Annotated in this window: 15 protein-coding genes; 7 read left to right on the top strand and 8 right to left on the bottom strand. The window is 46.1% G+C overall.

Translation table 11 applies throughout. The annotated features are described in order from the left end of the window. Position 1: 1 nt before the first annotated feature. The gene (locus tag PHILAsVB114_RS00325; protein ID WP_095697439.1) at positions 2-1420 is read right to left on the bottom strand and encodes an NAD-dependent succinate-semialdehyde dehydrogenase; all 1419 of its coding nucleotides are present in this window, start codon (positions 1418-1420) and stop codon (positions 2-4) included. A 14-nt stretch (positions 1421-1434) separates the two neighbouring features. On the opposite strand from PHILAsVB114_RS00325, the gene PHILAsVB114_RS00320 reads away from it, so the two are divergent. Beyond that, the gene (locus PHILAsVB114_RS00320; RefSeq protein WP_095697438.1) at positions 1435-3762 is read left to right on the top strand and encodes an amino acid permease; all 2328 of its coding nucleotides are present in this window, start codon (positions 1435-1437) and stop codon (positions 3760-3762) included. Here PHILAsVB114_RS00320 and tadA read toward each other — a convergent pair. After that, a complete protein-coding gene (gene tadA, locus PHILAsVB114_RS00315) occupies positions 3751-4176 on the bottom strand; it encodes a tRNA adenosine(34) deaminase TadA (protein WP_204246844.1) in 426 nt (141 codons plus the stop codon). The two genes, PHILAsVB114_RS00320 and tadA, sit on opposite strands and share 12 nt — an antisense overlap. A 14-nt stretch (positions 4177-4190) precedes the next feature. Beyond that, positions 4191-4676, bottom strand: a complete 486-nt coding sequence (locus tag PHILAsVB114_RS00310; RefSeq protein ID WP_095697436.1) for a tRNA adenosine deaminase-associated protein — start codon at positions 4674-4676, stop codon at positions 4191-4193. 94 nt (positions 4677-4770) lie between these two features. Between PHILAsVB114_RS00310 and upp the strand changes: the two genes are divergently transcribed. Genes upp through PHILAsVB114_RS00295 form a run of 3 tightly spaced genes read left to right on the top strand, consistent with a single transcriptional unit; the run spans position 4771 to position 7406 of the window. Further along, the gene (upp, locus tag PHILAsVB114_RS00305) at positions 4771-5409 is read left to right on the top strand and encodes a uracil phosphoribosyltransferase (protein WP_095697435.1); all 639 of its coding nucleotides are present in this window, start codon (positions 4771-4773) and stop codon (positions 5407-5409) included. Next, on the top strand, positions 5410-6786 hold the full coding sequence (locus tag PHILAsVB114_RS00300; protein ID WP_095697434.1) for an NAD-dependent malic enzyme: 1377 nt from the start codon (positions 5410-5412) through the stop codon (positions 6784-6786). Continuing rightward, positions 6783-7406, top strand: a complete 624-nt coding sequence (locus PHILAsVB114_RS00295; protein ID WP_095697433.1) for a DedA family protein — start codon at positions 6783-6785, stop codon at positions 7404-7406. The genes PHILAsVB114_RS00300 and PHILAsVB114_RS00295 overlap by 4 nt, the downstream gene beginning before the upstream one ends. On the opposite strand, the gene PHILAsVB114_RS00290 is transcribed toward PHILAsVB114_RS00295, so the two are convergent. Genes PHILAsVB114_RS00290 through PHILAsVB114_RS00280 form a run of 3 tightly spaced genes read right to left on the bottom strand, consistent with a single transcriptional unit; the run spans position 7345 to position 10591 of the window. Then, entirely contained in the window at positions 7345-8277 is a 933-nt protein-coding gene (locus tag PHILAsVB114_RS00290; RefSeq protein ID WP_095697432.1) for a DMT family transporter, read from the bottom strand. The two genes, PHILAsVB114_RS00295 and PHILAsVB114_RS00290, sit on opposite strands and share 62 nt — an antisense overlap. Next, positions 8277-8807 carry a TIGR00645 family protein gene (locus PHILAsVB114_RS00285; protein WP_095697431.1) on the bottom strand — a complete coding sequence of 177 codons (531 nt, stop codon included), beginning with the start codon at positions 8805-8807 and terminating at the stop codon, positions 8277-8279. Before PHILAsVB114_RS00285 ends, PHILAsVB114_RS00290 begins: the two co-directional genes overlap by 1 nt. Before the next feature lie 14 nt (positions 8808-8821). Beyond that, positions 8822-10591: an ABC-F family ATP-binding cassette domain-containing protein gene (locus PHILAsVB114_RS00280; RefSeq protein ID WP_095697430.1), complete on the bottom strand. Its 1770-nt coding sequence runs from the start codon at positions 10589-10591 to the stop codon at positions 8822-8824. A 24-nt stretch (positions 10592-10615) separates the two neighbouring features. Between PHILAsVB114_RS00280 and PHILAsVB114_RS00275 the strand changes: the two genes are divergently transcribed. Together PHILAsVB114_RS00275 and PHILAsVB114_RS00270 are read left to right on the top strand one after the other, a co-directional pair. After that, the gene (locus tag PHILAsVB114_RS00275; protein WP_095697429.1) at positions 10616-11890 is read left to right on the top strand and encodes a kynureninase; all 1275 of its coding nucleotides are present in this window, start codon (positions 10616-10618) and stop codon (positions 11888-11890) included. Beyond that, positions 11887-12687 carry a tryptophan 2,3-dioxygenase gene (locus PHILAsVB114_RS00270; RefSeq protein ID WP_095697428.1) on the top strand — a complete coding sequence of 267 codons (801 nt, stop codon included), beginning with the start codon at positions 11887-11889 and terminating at the stop codon, positions 12685-12687. The genes PHILAsVB114_RS00275 and PHILAsVB114_RS00270 overlap by 4 nt, the downstream gene beginning before the upstream one ends. Here PHILAsVB114_RS00270 and PHILAsVB114_RS00265 read toward each other — a convergent pair. Then, a complete protein-coding gene (locus PHILAsVB114_RS00265; RefSeq protein WP_095697427.1) occupies positions 12684-14105 on the bottom strand; it encodes a glycosyltransferase in 1422 nt (473 codons plus the stop codon). The two genes, PHILAsVB114_RS00270 and PHILAsVB114_RS00265, sit on opposite strands and share 4 nt — an antisense overlap. Before the next feature lie 9 nt (positions 14106-14114). After that, positions 14115-14729, bottom strand: a complete 615-nt coding sequence (locus PHILAsVB114_RS00260; protein ID WP_095697426.1) for a D-alanyl-D-alanine carboxypeptidase family protein — start codon at positions 14727-14729, stop codon at positions 14115-14117. A 164-nt stretch (positions 14730-14893) separates the two neighbouring features. On the opposite strand from PHILAsVB114_RS00260, the gene PHILAsVB114_RS00255 reads away from it, so the two are divergent. Next, on the top strand, positions 14894-16288 hold the full coding sequence (locus PHILAsVB114_RS00255; RefSeq protein WP_095697425.1) for an aspartate aminotransferase family protein: 1395 nt from the start codon (positions 14894-14896) through the stop codon (positions 16286-16288). Positions 16289-16292: the final 4 nt, after the last annotated feature.

The following is a 16292-nucleotide window of genomic DNA, read 5'->3' as shown; positions in this document are numbered from 1 at the left end:
TTTAAATCTCGACTCCAATGTATTTGGTTTCGAGGAACTCGTGGATTCCATCGAATCCACCTTCGCGTCCTAGGCCGCTCTGCTTCACGCCACCAAATGGTGCGGCAGGGTCCGAGATGACGCCTTTATTAATGGCAACCATTCCTGATTCGATCGCTTCTGCTGTGCGAATTGCGCGGGCAAGATCTTTTGTAAATACATAACTAATTAATCCAAAGTCTGTGGAGTTAGCAAGTTGAATTGCTTCTTGATCCGTATCAAAGGTAACAATCGGTGCAACAGGACCAAATACTTCGTGATTTAAAATGTCATTTGATTTATCAACAGAGATAACTGTGGCGGGATAGAAAGCGCCGGCGCCTTCCGGTGTGCTGCCACCAGTGTGGAGTTTTCCGCCAGCTTTTACTGCAGCATCAACTAGTTCTGCAATCTTGTTGCGTTCTTTAATCGAGACACTTGCGCCGAGTTGTATTCCAGCATCTGTGCCTTTACCCATTTTCAGTTGTGACATTGCTTGTGAGAACTCTTTTGTAAATTGATCAGCCACACTCTTTTGCACATAAACACGATTGGCCGCGGTGCAGGCAGCGCCACCGTTTCGCATCTTGGCAAGCATTAGCCCTGCAACTGCGGCAGGGATGTCTGCATCTTCGAAGACAACAAATGGTGCGTTGCCACCGAGTTCCATGGAGCAACGGATGACACGGTCAGCGGCCTCACGAATAAGAACGCGACCAACTTCTGTGGAACCTGTGAAGGATAAATTCTTTACTCGTGGATCATGCAAAATCTTTGAAATTGATTCGCCAACTTTTTGAGGAAGGATGACGTTGATGACTCCCTTAGGAACTCCAGCGCGTTCCATGATGTCAACGATGGCGAGTGCTGTGAGTGGAGTTTCAGATGCTGGTTTTAAAATCATTGTGCAGCCCGCTGCAATTGCTGGACCAATCTTGCGTGTGGCCATTGCAGCAGGAAAGTTCCAGGGTGTGATTAGAAGTGAGACACCAATTGGTTGGTGTGTAACAAGGATGCGCTTGTCACCACTTGGTGATTTACGGAAATCTCCGGGGACGCGTACTGCTTCTTCGGCAAACCAACGAAAGAATTCTGCGGCGTACAAAACTTCACCCTTGGCATCCGTTAGAACTTTGCCATTTTCTTTAGAGACAATCGTTGCAATTGCATCTGCTTCGGCAACCATGATTTCAAATGCTTTGCGCAAGATTTCAGAGCGAACACGTGGTGCGGTCTTTGCCCAATCGGCTGCGGCGCGGTCAGCGGCTGCAACGGCTGCTTCGCATTGTTCGGGGCCGGCAACGGCTACTTCTGCAATGACGGAACCGTCACTTGGATCGGTGACAGGCATTGTTGTTATGCCATCAACCCATTGACCATCGATATACATCTGTGTACGCATAAGATGAGTCTACTATGCCGAAGTCGTGGACAGATGGGGCGCCGGAGCCGGTCGCCTTGCAAGAACATGCACACCTAAAAGATCCGCTTTCCTACAAAATAAAGCGGCGTTTACTAGGTGGCGCTCTTAATCGTCACACCTTGAGCCACCAGAGATTAGATAAAAAGTACGCACTTGGTATTTTATCTTCAGACTGTATTTCATCCTCTGCCTACGGTAGCGAGCAGATTTTAATTGCGCTCTTGCCAGCCTTTGGAATTGCAGCCTTTGCAATCTTGATGCCAATGACGGCAATAGTTCTAGTAATTCTTTTGATCATCACTCTTTCCTATCGCAACGTCATCGATGTCTATACGAAAACTGGTGGTGCCTACATTGTCTCCAGGGAAAACTTCGGACCAGTAGTCGCACAAATTGCTGGCGTTGCTTTGATGCTCGATTACATCGTGACACTTGCAATTCAATCTGCAGCAGGAGTGGCCGCAATCATCTCAACTTTTCCTGAACTTGAACCGTGGAAGATCCCGATGATCTTGGCGATCATTGTTTTGTTAACGTATGGAAATCTGCGCGGTGTGAAGGAAGCTGGAAAAGCATTTGCTCTTCCTACCTACTTATTCGTTGGTTCTATGTTCATCGTCTTTGCAATCGGTTTGTATCGCCACTTCAGTGGCACGCTGCCAATGCTTGAAACAAATTTGCCTGGGGCTGTGCCAATGGGTGAACCGAGTGGATTGCTCACATTTGCAGCCATATTTATTTTGCTGCGTGCTTTTGCAAATGGTGGATCATCTTTAACGGGTCTTGAAGCAATTTCAGATGGCGTTGCACTCTTTAAGGCACCTGAGCATGTGAACGCTCGTCGCACGCTGGTAATCATGAGTACTTTGCTCGGTTCTTTAGTTTTAGGTGTTTCTTGGTTTGCACACAAAATCCATGCGATGCCATATGAGAGTGGAACGCCAACTGTTATATCCCAGATCGTTAAGGCTGCCATGGGCGATGGAACATTTGGCACAGCAATGTTTATCTTCGTTCAGTTCGCAACGATGCTTATCCTCTTTGCTGGTGCAAACACCACATATAGCGCTTTTCCACTGCTGGTTAACTTCATCGCAAAAGATGGTTATTTGCCTAGGCAGCTCACAAAGCGCGGCCACCGCTTAGCTTTCTCAAATGGCATTCTTTTGCTTGCAGGTGGCGGAATCTTCCTTGTCTTAATTACTGCAGGCTCTGTTGAACACCTTGTTGCCTTCTACGCCCTCGGTGTCTTTACAGGATTTACATTGGCTGGCTTTGGTATGACAAAGCACGCATACGTGCATCGCCTTGGTGCTTGGAAGGCGAAGATGATCATCAACGGATTAGCTGGTGGCATCTCACTACTAGTTGTTATTATTTTCTCAATTGTTAAATTCAGTGAAGGCGCTTGGTTGGTTTTAGTTACCGCGCCGATACTTGTAGTTACATTCCTTCGTCTTCGCCGTCAATACACACAGGAGCAGAGCGCACTAGATGTGAAGGTCGAACAAGAGCGTGCAACATCGATTGCTCGACACGATGTGACTGTATTGGTCGATAGCGTCGATGTGGCAACAGTGGGCGCCATTCGTTATGCGCGATCATTGAAGCCGCGCGAATTAAAGGCTGTTCACTTTGTTATTGATGATTTGCGCGCAGAACAAATTGTAAAGGCGTGGGCAAAATCGGATGCGCTAGATGATGTGACTCTAGAACTCATTGATTGCCCAGATCGTCGCCTTGCAAATGCTGCAGTTGATTACGCAATTAAGATGACAGAAAAGGCCGATGTTGAATTAACTCTGCTCTTGCCACGTCGTTCTTATTCTCGTTTCTTAGGTCGTTTGCTACACGATAGAACGGCAGAAGCAATTGCTGCTCCTATTTCTCAATTACCACGTGTGGTTGCAACGATTGTTCCCTTCGATGTTGAGCGCATTCTCTCTGGCGCTCCACTTGTTATTGATAAGAAAGAAAAGAAGTTAGTAACTGTGGCTCCTGTGAAGGCAGCACCAGTTGTTGCCTCGGTTGGCCCCATTAGTCACTACGCAGAAGATATGACACCTATCGGCGCTGTGCAGTGGCGAAAGCGTGCACATGTGCAGGGCAAGGTCGCATCAATTAAAACTGCGCCGAGTGGATCATCTCCAGTACTTGAAATCGAGTTATGGGATGAAAGCGGTGGAATCACACTTCAATTCTTAGGCCGCCGCGAAATCGCAGGCCTTGAAGTGGGTACTGAACTGCGCGCAGAAGGAATGGTTGGCGAAGAAAATGGTTCGCTAAAGATTCTTAATCCATCCTATGAATTACTTGCCTGAGCGGAAAAAATCACTGAGTAACGCTGCGCACTCTTTTTCTAGAACTCCTGATTCAACTTCAACGCGGTGAATAGCGCGCGGATCGCGCAATACATCCCAGACTGAACCTGCAGCGCCAGCCTTTTCATCCCATGCACCAAAGATCACCTTAGAAATCCGTGCTTGGGCAATAGCACCTGCACACATCGCACATGGCTCCAGCGTCACAACCAATGTGTGATTATCTAAACGCCATCCATTAGTTGCGGCTTTGCGCATCGCAACGATTTCTGCGTGGGCAGTGGGATCAGATTTTGCTTCGCGCTCGTTTGTTCCGCTTGCAATAATTTTTCCTGATGGATCAATGATGAGTGCACCGACTGGAACATCATTGGATGCAAGGCTTGCCTGCGCAAGAGCGATTGCTTCGCGCATTAATTCAACAGATGTCACAGCTCTAATAACTGTGCAAACTGATCGCCAAAGCCTAAACGCCCTGCAATCGCTTCGAGTTGTTCGTCAGGAAATAACTCTGCGTCATCACACAGTGCTGCCATCTCCATGTGATTCATCCCCAGGTCAGCAAAAATATCTAGATAGCCAACAGGAAATGGATCATCCTCTTCTTCTGGCATATCAATATCGTTTATTTCTAAAAAGTCAGAGGCGACCGCATAATCAAGTGCGCATGTGACATCGCTGAGAAACATTGTGATGTGTGAACCTAGAACGCGAATGAGCATAAAGAACTCTTCATCAATTGCAATCAGTGCAATTGCGCCACCATTTGTCTGTTGTGATTTAAGTCGGTCAATTACTTGCGCAAGATCATGTGCATCGGGAAGAAGAGCCAATGTCCAGCGCCCATCTTCGTGCCAGGCGGCAACGGCGATATCAACATCGTTAATGAGATCTGAGTTACTTATCTGTTCCATATCTCACCTTTCCCCGTTGAAAAGTACAGCCGAAAAGTACAGGAGCATCCTTACACTCATTTCAGGAGAATAAAAGCCCTGTACGCTAGGGAACATGAAAGTTCACGTCGCCAACCACCCGCTGATTTCTCATAAATTGACCGTTCTGCGTGACGAAAGAACTGATTCGCCAACATTTAGACATCTCGTTGAAGAGCTCGTAACGCTTCTGGCATATGAAGCAACGCGCGATGTGCAGACAGTGAAAGTAAAAATTAAAACTCCTGTGACAGAGACAGAGGGCCTGAAGATGGCGTCTCCGCGTCCGATCGTTGTGCCAATTCTGCGCGCAGGTCTTGGAATGCTCGAAGGAATGTCTCGTCTTGTGCCAAATGCCGAAGTTGGTTTCCTTGGCATGGTGCGCGATGAAAAAACTTTGCAAGCTAGCACTTACGCCAATCGCCTACCGGAAGATCTCTCAGGTCGTCACTGCTTCGTTTTGGATCCAATGCTTGCAACGGGTGGAACTCTTGTTGCAGCCCTTAACTATTTGATTGAGCGTGGAGCCACAGAGATCACAGCGATTTGCATCTTGGCAGCTCCTGAAGGAATTGCCACAATGGAAAAAGCTTTTGCAAACGCAAAGATTCCAATCACAGTTGTTACTGGCGCACTTGATGAAAAGTTAAATGAGCGTGGTTACATCGTTCCTGGTCTTGGAGATGCTGGCGATCGCTTATACGGTGTTGTGTAGATGGCATCTACAAGCCCTGGCTATGGCATAACAATCCGCGTTGAAGGTTCGCCTTCACTACAACCGGTTGCACTGATTACTTCTGCCATAACCGATGCAGGTGCCACAATTACTGCACTTGACGTTGTTGAATCTTTATTAGAAAAAGTTGTTATTGACGTTACGTGTGACACCATCGATGCTGATCACGCAGATCAAATCACCACTGCCATTCGTGCGCATAAAGGTTTAGTAGTTCGCAAGGTTTCAGATCGCACCTTTTTGTTGCACTTAGGTGGAAAACTAGAAGTACAGTCCAAAGTGCCACTTAAAACTCGTGATGACCTATCTCGCGCATACACACCAGGTGTTGCTCGCATCTGCCAAGCAATCGTTGATGATCCATCCGATGCTCGTCGCCTCACTATTAAGCGCAATACAGTCGCTGTTGTCACCGATGGTTCTGCAGTGCTGGGCCTTGGAAATATTGGTCCTGCAGCCGCACTTCCTGTGATGGAAGGAAAGGCCGCACTCTTTAAGCGCTTTGCAGATGTTGATGCATGGCCAGTCTGTCTGGACACACAAGATGTCGATGAAATTGTGCGCACTGTGCAACTAATTGCACCTGTCTATGGCGGCATCAACTTAGAAGATATTTCGGCGCCCCGTTGCTTTGAAATCGAAGCACGCCTGCGCGAATTGCTAGATATCCCTGTTTTCCATGATGATCAACATGGAACAGCAATTGTTGTGCTCGCTGCCCTTCGTAACTCATTGAAGTTAGTGAAAAAGAATTTGTCTGATGTGAAGATTGTTTTAAGCGGTGTTGGAGCGGCCGGAAATGCAGTCTCGCGCTTATTGGTACTAGATGGTGCTAGAAACATCATCGGCTTTAACCACAAGGGCGTTATTCATCCTGGGATGAAAAGTGATGATCAGATGCAGCAGTGGTTTATCGAACATAGCAATAAAGACAATTTCCAAGGATCAATGTCTGAAGCACTAGTCGGCGCAGATGTCTTTATCGGCGTGAGCGCATCAAATATCTTGGTTGAATCCGATATCGCTGCGATGGCTCAGGGTTCAATTGTCTTCGCACTGGCTAACCCAGATCCTGAAATTGATCCAGCAATTGCTCGAAAGCACGCAACAGTTGTTGCAACTGGTCGCAGCGATCAACCTAATCAAATTAATAACGTTTTAGCATTTCCTGGAATCTTCCGCGGTTTACTCGATGCCAACGCCCACAAGATCACCGATGAGTTATTGGTGGCCGCTGCCACTGCAATTGCTGATTGTGTGTCACCAGAACAACTCAACACATCTTTTATTGTTCCTAGCGTCTTTGATTCCCACGTTGTCACCGCAGTTGCTGCGGCTGTTAGGAAATCGGTGTGATCGAGCTCGCTGCCTCTTTTGATTCTCAACTTTCAACGCTTGCGCCTTTCATCTTCTATGTAATTGTTGGAGCAATCGTCTTTGTTGAAACAGGTATTTTGCTTGGCTTTTTCTTACCAGGGGATTCAATTCTCTTTAGCGCAGGACTAGTTGCAGCCGCTCATGGCAATATAAATATTGTCATTCTTGTCAGCGTTATTTTTCTTGCTGCATTCTTTGGCGATCAAGTCGGCTTTGTTATCGGTCGCGTCTATGGGCGCCCGTACTTAGAAAAGCGTAAGTCAAAGCGGATCCAATCAATGATTGCTCGTGCTGATCGATTTTATATGCAAACGGGTTGGTGGGCAGTAGTTGCAGCTCGCTTCTTCCCATGGATTCGCACCTTTGTTCCTGTCATTGCTGGTGCATCTCGGATGAATTACTACCAATTTCTTTCAGCCAATGCATTGGGTGCTCTGCTCTGGGGAGTTGGAATCACACTGGCTGGTTTCTATGCAGCGACTATTCCGTGGGTGAAGAGTTCTAGTTATGCAATTGCAGCATTTTTTATTGGAGCTTCTATCGTTTCAATGGTTTGGAACTATTCACGCCGCCCACAAGAACCCCAAGAAAAGTCATAACAATTCCGCTAACTAAGTAAGCAGAGACGCTGACTCCTTTAGTCGGTGAATAAATATCAATTAAGAGCGCACCGACTAACTGTCCGCCTGTGCTAAATAACGTGAAGGTCAAAACTCCTAGGTGCTGCACGATTGTGGAAGTAAATGCAATATAAATAACACCGATTGTTCCGCCCATATAGATCCACCAAGGACCAGCAGGAAGAGGCACAAATTCAACTTTTCCAATTGCGACCGCAACTAACAACGCTATTCCCAAAACGCTAGAGCCCATAATGAAATTAAGAAGAGATGTTGTAAAGCTCTGCTTGGAGTGTTCATTGATTAGCCCGTTCATTGCCCGCTGCACACCAACGATGGCACCCGCTACACCGGCTAAAACAACTGCAATAAATGATAAATCTTTTGCGTCAATGCGATCTAGAACAGAGACCAGAACTGCCAGCACGGTCACAACCGCGGCCGTAATACGGCGTGGACTAATTGGTTTTTTACCACCGCCGGTTAATCCAATGCGATCGACAATCAGAGATGTGGCGCCCTGTCCTGCAATTGATGCCACTGAATAAATAGCAACACCAATTAAAGGAACGATTTGTGTTTGCACGGCGACAAATGCCCCACCGAGTGCGCCAGCAAAGAGTGTCCATGGCGCAATCTCTTTTGCAACAACTGCTGCGCGCAATCGCTTTGCGCCACTTTTTATTGTTGGACTAAAGATAGAAATAATGGCAATGATCAGTAAACCTGAACTAAATGAGATAAACGCGGCTTGTAATCCGTTGTTTAAGCGAAGGGAGAGCTCACCATTTGCTCGCGCTTGCATGGAGATAAGGATTCCTGAGAGCGCTGCAAGTAAATCAAGGCGCATTACGAATGCGTACCGTTGAACTCCCGCTTATCTGCAATCCAATCCATCAGTGCAAAGAGAACTCCAGATGCGACAAATGTTAGGTGAATAGCGATTCGCCAAATTGTGCCTTCTCCAACTTCGGCTTCTCCTGAGAGTTCAATAAAGTCTTTAAGCAATTCGATCACAGAGATTGCAACGAGTGAACCAATTAATTTGATTTTAAGTCCACTGAAGTCAATTGTTCCCATCCAGTGTGGGCGATCAGTGGAATCTGCAGCAGCATCAATGCGAGAGACGAAGTTTTCATATCCTGCAAAAATCACCATAAGAATGAGATTTGCTAGAAGGGTTAGATCAAGTAGAGCCAATAAATCTAAAGTAAAGGTGCTGGCATCTGAATCACCGATGTGTTGTGCAAGGTGGATGAATTCGATAACAAATCGATAGGCAAGTAATACAAGCGTTCCAACCAGGCCAATATAAAGAGGTGCCAGTAACCAGCGAGCGCGGAAGAGGACGACTTCGATTGTGTGTACGACTTTGTTCATGGGCGAAATTTTACTCAAATATCTAGCGCAGTTGTGGCATGAAGCCACTCTTCTTCTTTCGTGTTCTTATCCCCACGCAATTCTTCGAGTTTTGAAGTGATTTCTATGAGTCGCGGCGCATCAAATGCGGCACTGCTTTGTTCTTCCACCAAGGCGCTGATCTGTTCATCTAATTTCACCAATTGTTTTTCAAGTCGCGCCACATCTTTTTTCAGTTGTCTCTGCTCGGCAGCACTTGATGTGCTTTTATTCGTTGAGCCTGATTTATTGTTACTCAGAGCATCGCGACGTTGCTCGAGGTATTGATCAACACCGCGCGGTAAATCTCGCAGCGCTCCATCGCCTAATAAGCCAACAAAGCGATCACAGACTCGTTCAAGGAAATATCTATCGTGGGAAACAACAATTAACGTGCCGCCATAGCTATCTAATAAGTCTTCTAACTCCGTCAGCGTTTCGATATCAAAATCATTTGTTGGCTCATCTAGTAATAAAACGTTAGGGCTATCCATTAACAAGCGCGTGAGCTGCAGGCGACGCTTTTCACCACCAGAGAGATCACGAATTGGTGTCCACTGTAAATCGCGGTCAAATCCCAATCGCTCACATAGTTGGGATGCCGACAACGACTTTCCATTTCCTAACTCCACATGGTTTGCAATCTTTTCAACCGCTTCTAGTACCCGCCACGTTGGATCTAATTCGTGTAAGTGCTGTGTGAGAAAGGCTGCTTTAACAGTTACGCCTGTAACAAACTTGCCGGCCGTAGGTTGTAATTCACCGGTCAACATGCGCATCAAAGTTGTTTTGCCAGCACCGTTGATACCAACGATTCCAATTCGATCACCTGGTCCAATATTCCAATACAAATCATCGAGTAGTAATTTCTCACCAGCGCGCAGCTGCACATGGTGTGATTCATACACAGTGTTACCTAACCTATTACGTGCAAATTTAAGTAGTTCGCCTTGATCACGGGGCGCCGGCTCTGCAGAGATCAATTCATTGGCTGCATCTACTCGAAACTTTGGTTTAGTTGTTCGAGCAGGGGCGCCGCGGCGTAGCCACGCTAATTCCTTGCGAATTAAGTTATTGCGACGAGCATCCATTGCATTTGCTTGGCGAGCACGCTCTGCTTTAGCTAGAACGAATGCGGAATATCCGCCGTCATACTCTTCGACTCTGCCGCCAACTACTTCCCATGTGCGCTCAGTGACAGCATCTAAAAACCATCGATCGTGGGTGATTACCGCGAGCGCTAAAGATTTACGTGATAACAAATGATTGGCAAGCCATGCAACGCCTTCAACATCTAGGTGATTGGTTGGCTCATCGAGCAAAATTAAATCAAGATCATCGATTAATAACCGTGCAAGTCCCACACGTCTGCGCTCTCCGCCTGAAAGAGTCCCAAATTTTCTTTCAAAGAGGTGATCATCAAAGCCACCAAATAAACCGATAAATACTTCACGGATTCCAGAATCACTTGCCCACTCATGCGTTGGTTTATTGCCAAGTACAACATCTCGCACAGTTGCATCCGCTGGTGCGTTATCTACTTGTGAGAGCAGACCAATATTTGTCTCATTTGATTTAGTTACGCGTCCCGCATCTGGTGATTCAGCGCCAGACATAATTTTCATCAGTGTGCTCTTGCCGCTGCCATTTCTTCCAACAATTCCGATGCGATCTGCCTCTGAGATACCAAGTGATACGCCATCTAGGAGCGCGCGAATATCGAAAGCCTTTGAGACTTCCTCTAAATTAAGAAGATTGCGCGCCATGGTGACAGAGCGTACCTTTCAACCATGAACGTCACTGACCGCCAATACGCCCTGGATCTAGATAAGAACGATCCACTGGCACATTTTAAATCAAAGTTCGTGGTTACTGACCCTGCAATGTGTTATTTAGATGGAAATTCACTCGGTCGACTACCCCATGCAACTGTTGTTGCTGTCAATGATTTATTAACCAAAGAATGGGGCCCAGAAGTTGTTACGGGCTGGAGCCACTGGGTTGATGAAGCACAACCAGTGGGAGATTTAATCGGTGAAGCAACTCTTGGCGCTGCAAAGGGACAAGTACTTGCGTGCGACACAACATCTGTTAATTTCTATCAGCTCGCCATGGCTGCAATTAAGGCTCGTCCGGGGCGTAAAACAATTATTACTGACACCGCTAATTTTCCAACTGATCGATACATTTTAGATGGAATCGCAAAAGATTTTGGAATGAATTTGGTTTTAATCGATAATGAAAGTGCTGGAGTGATTAAGCATGAGCGCATCACCGCCGACATTCTTGCGCCATACCTCAATGATGACGTTGCCCTGGTAACTCTTGAAGTAATCCAATATCGCTCTGGTGCTCGCACAGACATTAAATCAATTACTGATCTAGTTCGCTCTCACGGTGGATTAGTTCTCTGGGATGCCAGCCACGCAGTGGGCGCAATTGAAATGAACTTTGATGCAAGCGGTGTGGACTTAGCTGTTGGCTGCACATATAAATATGGAAACTCTGGACCGGGAGCCCCTGCCTGGTTGTATGTGTCAAAGAAAATACAAAAAGAGTTACAAGTTCCGATTCAAGGTTGGTTCTCACAGGCAGATCAATTTGGAATGGGACCGGTCTTTGAAAAAGCTGATGGCATCCGTGGTTTTCAAATTGCTAGTCCTTCTTTGATTGGTCTGCGCTGCATCAAAGCATCTTTTGAAATAATTAAAGAAGCAGGTATCGACAAAATTGCGCACAAAGCAGCAGTTGGTACTCAGATGATGATTGATTTATACGATGCGTGGCTGGCACCTCTTGGGATGCAGTTAAATACTTCGCGCGATGCAAAAGAGCGCGGTGGACATATTTCTTTAGTTCATCCTGATGCTGCGCGTATCTGCGTTGCACTTCGCGAATTTGCCAATGTGATTCCTGATTACCGCACACCTAATTCAATTCGCTTAGCAATCTCACCTCTTCCAACCTCATACATTGAAGTCTGGGATGGTTTTGAGCGAATCAGAGATTTAGTTTCCACGCGCCAATACGAGAAGGTCAAAGAAGGCGGATCACGAGTCACATGAGCGAATCAAAGAGTTTCGATTCAGCACTGACCTACACCTCATACCTTGCAGTCGATGAGTTATTAAAACTGCAGCGTCCACTCTCTGATGGACCAGAACACGATGAGATGCTCTTTATCATTATTCACCAGACATATGAGTTGTGGTTTAAACAGTTAATCCATGAGTTTAAACAAGCACAGCGCGCACTCGAAGATGGCGATACTCATTACGCACTTGCCATCTTGGGCCGTATTCGCACGATTATGAAAGTCTGTGTGGCACAGATCGATATTTTAGAAACAATGACTCCTCTGCAATTTAACTCTTTCCGCGGGTATTTATCTTCATCGAGCGGATTCCAATCAGCCCAGTTCAGAAAAGTAGAAGCTTTACTCGGCCGCCGCGATAGCAAAATGGCTGGGCACTTACCGCCAGATATCCAAAAAGATATTGCAGAAATCACATCAGGTAATTCAATCTGGGATTCAGCGCTTGTTTATTTACACAACGCTGGCCACGCAATGCCAGCATCGATTATCAATCGCGATAAATCAGAGCAGTACGTTGCAAATAAAAATGTGCAAGATGTTTTACTCGCCGTGCACCAAAGCGATCCTGAGCGCGCGATGATTTGTGAGCGTTTAGTAGATATCGATGAAGGTATTCAAGAGTGGCGCTATCGCCACGTGAAGATGGTTGAACGCACTATTGGACAAAAGATGGGCACCGGCGGATCAAGTGGCGCCGAGTATTTGCGCTCCACACTCTTTAATCCAGTCTTTGCAGACTTATGGGAGATTCGTTCTCGCTTTTAGTTCTTGCGTTTTCTAATTGCAATAAGCGGTGGGTTATAGGCAGTGTGTGCAATTTCTTGGCGGCGCTTTTTATACGCGTCCGATGCGCCAGCGATCATGTGTTCAAATCTGACATCGCCCTTAATCAAATCTCGTAGTTCTGCCGTTGCTGTGATCTGACTAAAAATAGGTGCAACCGTTGCCATCTTTGCAGCATCTGGATGCGGTCTAAATTTGCGATAGATAAGTGCGAGACGGCGAAGACCAATGTATGCAATATGTCGCATTCCACGATTGATGTGATCTTGAAGCATTAATCGTTTGTAGGTAAGTGTCCCTGGTTTGATGGCAGATTGATCTGCAATGAGTTTTAAGAAAATCTGAGCTATCTCGGTGCTTCCGGAAACTTCAGCCAGTTCTGCGCACTTAGCGCTCAGTGATGTGCGCACCTGTGGATCTTGTAACTTCTCAACTGTTGCGGTGATATCTGCCAAATCTGCTTGATCTGCGCGCAGAGCAAAACCAAAGTCGTGACACCACTTGGCGCGTGCTTCTTGATCATCTGTTCCGCGAATATTGGAGACAAAGACAGTTGGGATCTGCGCCGGCAATAGCTCGTGCACTCCGTTATATCCAGTTGCACACACACCTGCATCGAATGCACGTAGCACTTGTGCCAAAGGAAAGTAACGGACAACTTTTAGATCAAGGCCTTCTGGTGCTAGAGAGTTGCCATCTTTATCAATTGGTTTCTTTGTTAGAACAACTTGTAGATCTTTCCAGCCAATAAGTCCTGCTAGGGCTGCTGTCATTTTTTCATTGACATCACTATCGCCTGTGCCCAGTTGTACTAATACTGCTGGACGATCGGGATCTAAACCTAGAATTTTTCGTGATTCCTCGCGTGAAAGCGCAGTATCTTTTTGAAATAAAGAGACAGGCGAAGTTAGCTGCGCGTCTTTTCTTGTAGATGTTGGACCATGATCATATGAACGTGCAATATCTCCGGGCTCTACGATGTAATCCATCATCGCCGATTGCAATCCCAATACAAAACGTTGTGGTTTTTTCTGCCACAAACCGCGGCGCACCCACACTAAAGATATGTGTGGCGCTTTAACTTTTGCTGCAATCACACCTGGGTATGGAACAACGCCATCGAATGAAATGAGTTTGGCATCTGTTTCTTCAACGAGTGCAACAAGTCGATCACGTAAGTATTGATCCCACAAATCTCGGGTCATCCACTCGCGATCGCGACCAGGGATATATTCGGTGCGAATTCCCATGTAGTCAGAGATTTCTGCAATTCCGCCTGCCATTGAAACAATAATTGGATTAGCAATTGGTTTTAGAGCTAAAGCGATAGCACTTGCACGCGCCAAGTGACCCATGCCAACGCCATTACTTGTTGCAAGAATGATTGTTGGCTTATTCACGGTTGCACTTTACTTTACTTGTGATGCATCGGGCAGAAGTGGCGGGCAGATTCCACCTGGTGCGGTCAATGGTTCAAAATGCCACCACTCGTTTACATAGACACGACAGAGCCCAAAAGCGGCTCCATTGGCTTCTAACCACGTTGCTCCAGATTTATCGTGGTTGAGATTCACATCCAATGCAAGACCCCAGGGATGTCTGGATAGATCTGAAGGTAAAACCCACTTCATTGCTTCTTCTGCACTTTTGTAAGTTTTAATTGCGCGCTGATATAAGTAATTTTGTTTTTCTGGACTTCGATATCCAGAATCAATGCTCAATTCGATTCCCAATTCTTTTGCAGCAGCTTGTGCACTAAGAAAACGCGCAAGTACAAGTGGATTTATTTCTTCCGGTCGATCAGTACCTTCAACAATTTCTGTTTCACCTAGTGGTTGGTCTTCGCCAATAACACAACCAACAAAATCAGGACGAATTACTAATTTTTGTGTCGGTGTATTAAAACAATGAACAGGGGTAAATTTAATTTCTTGGACTATTTGTTTTTCTTCAGGCTTTATTTCATCGGCCGCAAGTCCAAAAAGGGAGGCCGCGCCCATTACCAAAACGGCCATAAAAAACATAGAAAAACTGTAACACGCGAGAAAATGTCCGAATTTTACGCATAAAAACAATTGTTGATTAAAAAAATAAAGCAGGTAAACTCACTATTTATAAAGCTGCTGAAAAGGAGCCCGTTTCGCTCATTTCTAGAAATACTAGATCCAAAGCGAAGCTAGTTTGATAAATGAAAACACATGCGAATCATGCGCAAACGTTTAGAAATGTCCCTGCAACATCCACGCCACTATCTGAATCTAAAGTTGGTGCACTACTAGACCAAGAATGGGCCCGCTTCAAAGAGGGAACATCAGGATCAGAAAAAGAAAACAAATTAGCTGCTCAGACATTTCCTATGGGCGTTCCTTCCAGTTTCCAGTATTGGGATCCATATCCAATCTCCATCAAGTCAGCCAAAGGCGCCTGGATGGTTGATATGGATGATCGCCCTGTGCTCGATCTGTCTATGGGCTTTGGAGCGATGCTTGCAGGTCACCTCAATCCAGAAGTTGTTCAGGAAATCAAAGAGTCTCTGGAAGTCGGAACCCTCTTTGTCACCCCATCACCGATTTCTAGAGATGCTGCAGAGCGAATCTGTAGGCGCTTTAGCCTTGATCAAGTTCGCTTCACCAACTCAGGCACCGAATCAACGATGTATGCGATTAGAACTGCTCGTGCTTTCACTGGCAAAACTGGTCTGGTTAAAGTCGAAGGTGGTTACCACGGTAGCTATGACCCACTGACAGTCTCATGCAAGCCAACACTTGCTCAAGCTGGAGATGCTCAGAATCCAAATGCGGTAATCGATCCTTCAACTGTTGTGGGCGATGTATTCGTTGTTCCTTATAACGATGCAGAAGCTCTCGAGCGCATATTTGCAAAACACAAGGACAAGATTTCTTGCTTCGTTGTCGAGCCAGTGCTTGAAAACATCGCAATTGTTCTGCCAGATGCTGGATATCTCGAGCGTGTGCGTGAACTCTGCGATCAATACGAAATCGTTTTGATTTTCGATGAAGTAAAGACTGGTCTTACAGCAGGTGCCCAAGGTGCTGCGCAACGTCTAGGTGTTCAGCCAGATCTCATTACTCTGGCTAAATCAATTGGCGGCGGAGTTCCTGTTGCTGCATTCGGCGGAAAGAAAAAGTACATGGACGCCGTAACTGATGGGCGCATGTCGCACTTCGGTACTTTTAACGGAAACCCACTTGCTATGGCTGGTGTTCGCGCAATTGACAAGATTTGCACTGCAGAAACACTCGGCGTTGCAGAAGGATTCAATATGCAAGCACTTAACCGCATCTCTGAAATTATTTCAGAGTTCGAATTGCCTGCACATACTGTTGGTTTTGGTGTGAAAGGTTGCATCACTTGGTCAACAGAACCAGTTCGTAATTATCGTGATTACAAGTCAACTGATTTCAAAATTGCCGAGCTTTCATGGCTCTGGTCAATTAACCGCGGAATTATGACGCCACCAGGACTCGATGAGCAGTGGCTCATCTCCTTGGCGCATGGTCAAAAAGAAATCGATCTATTGGTTGAGGACTTCCGTAGCCTTGCAGTTGCAATTCGCAGTTAAGTAA

The organism is Candidatus Planktophila limnetica, assembly GCF_002288365.1.
Taxonomy (GTDB): Bacteria; Actinomycetota; Actinomycetes; order Nanopelagicales; family Nanopelagicaceae; genus Planktophila; species Planktophila limnetica.
This window is presented reverse-complemented; position numbering and strand designations above follow the sequence as displayed.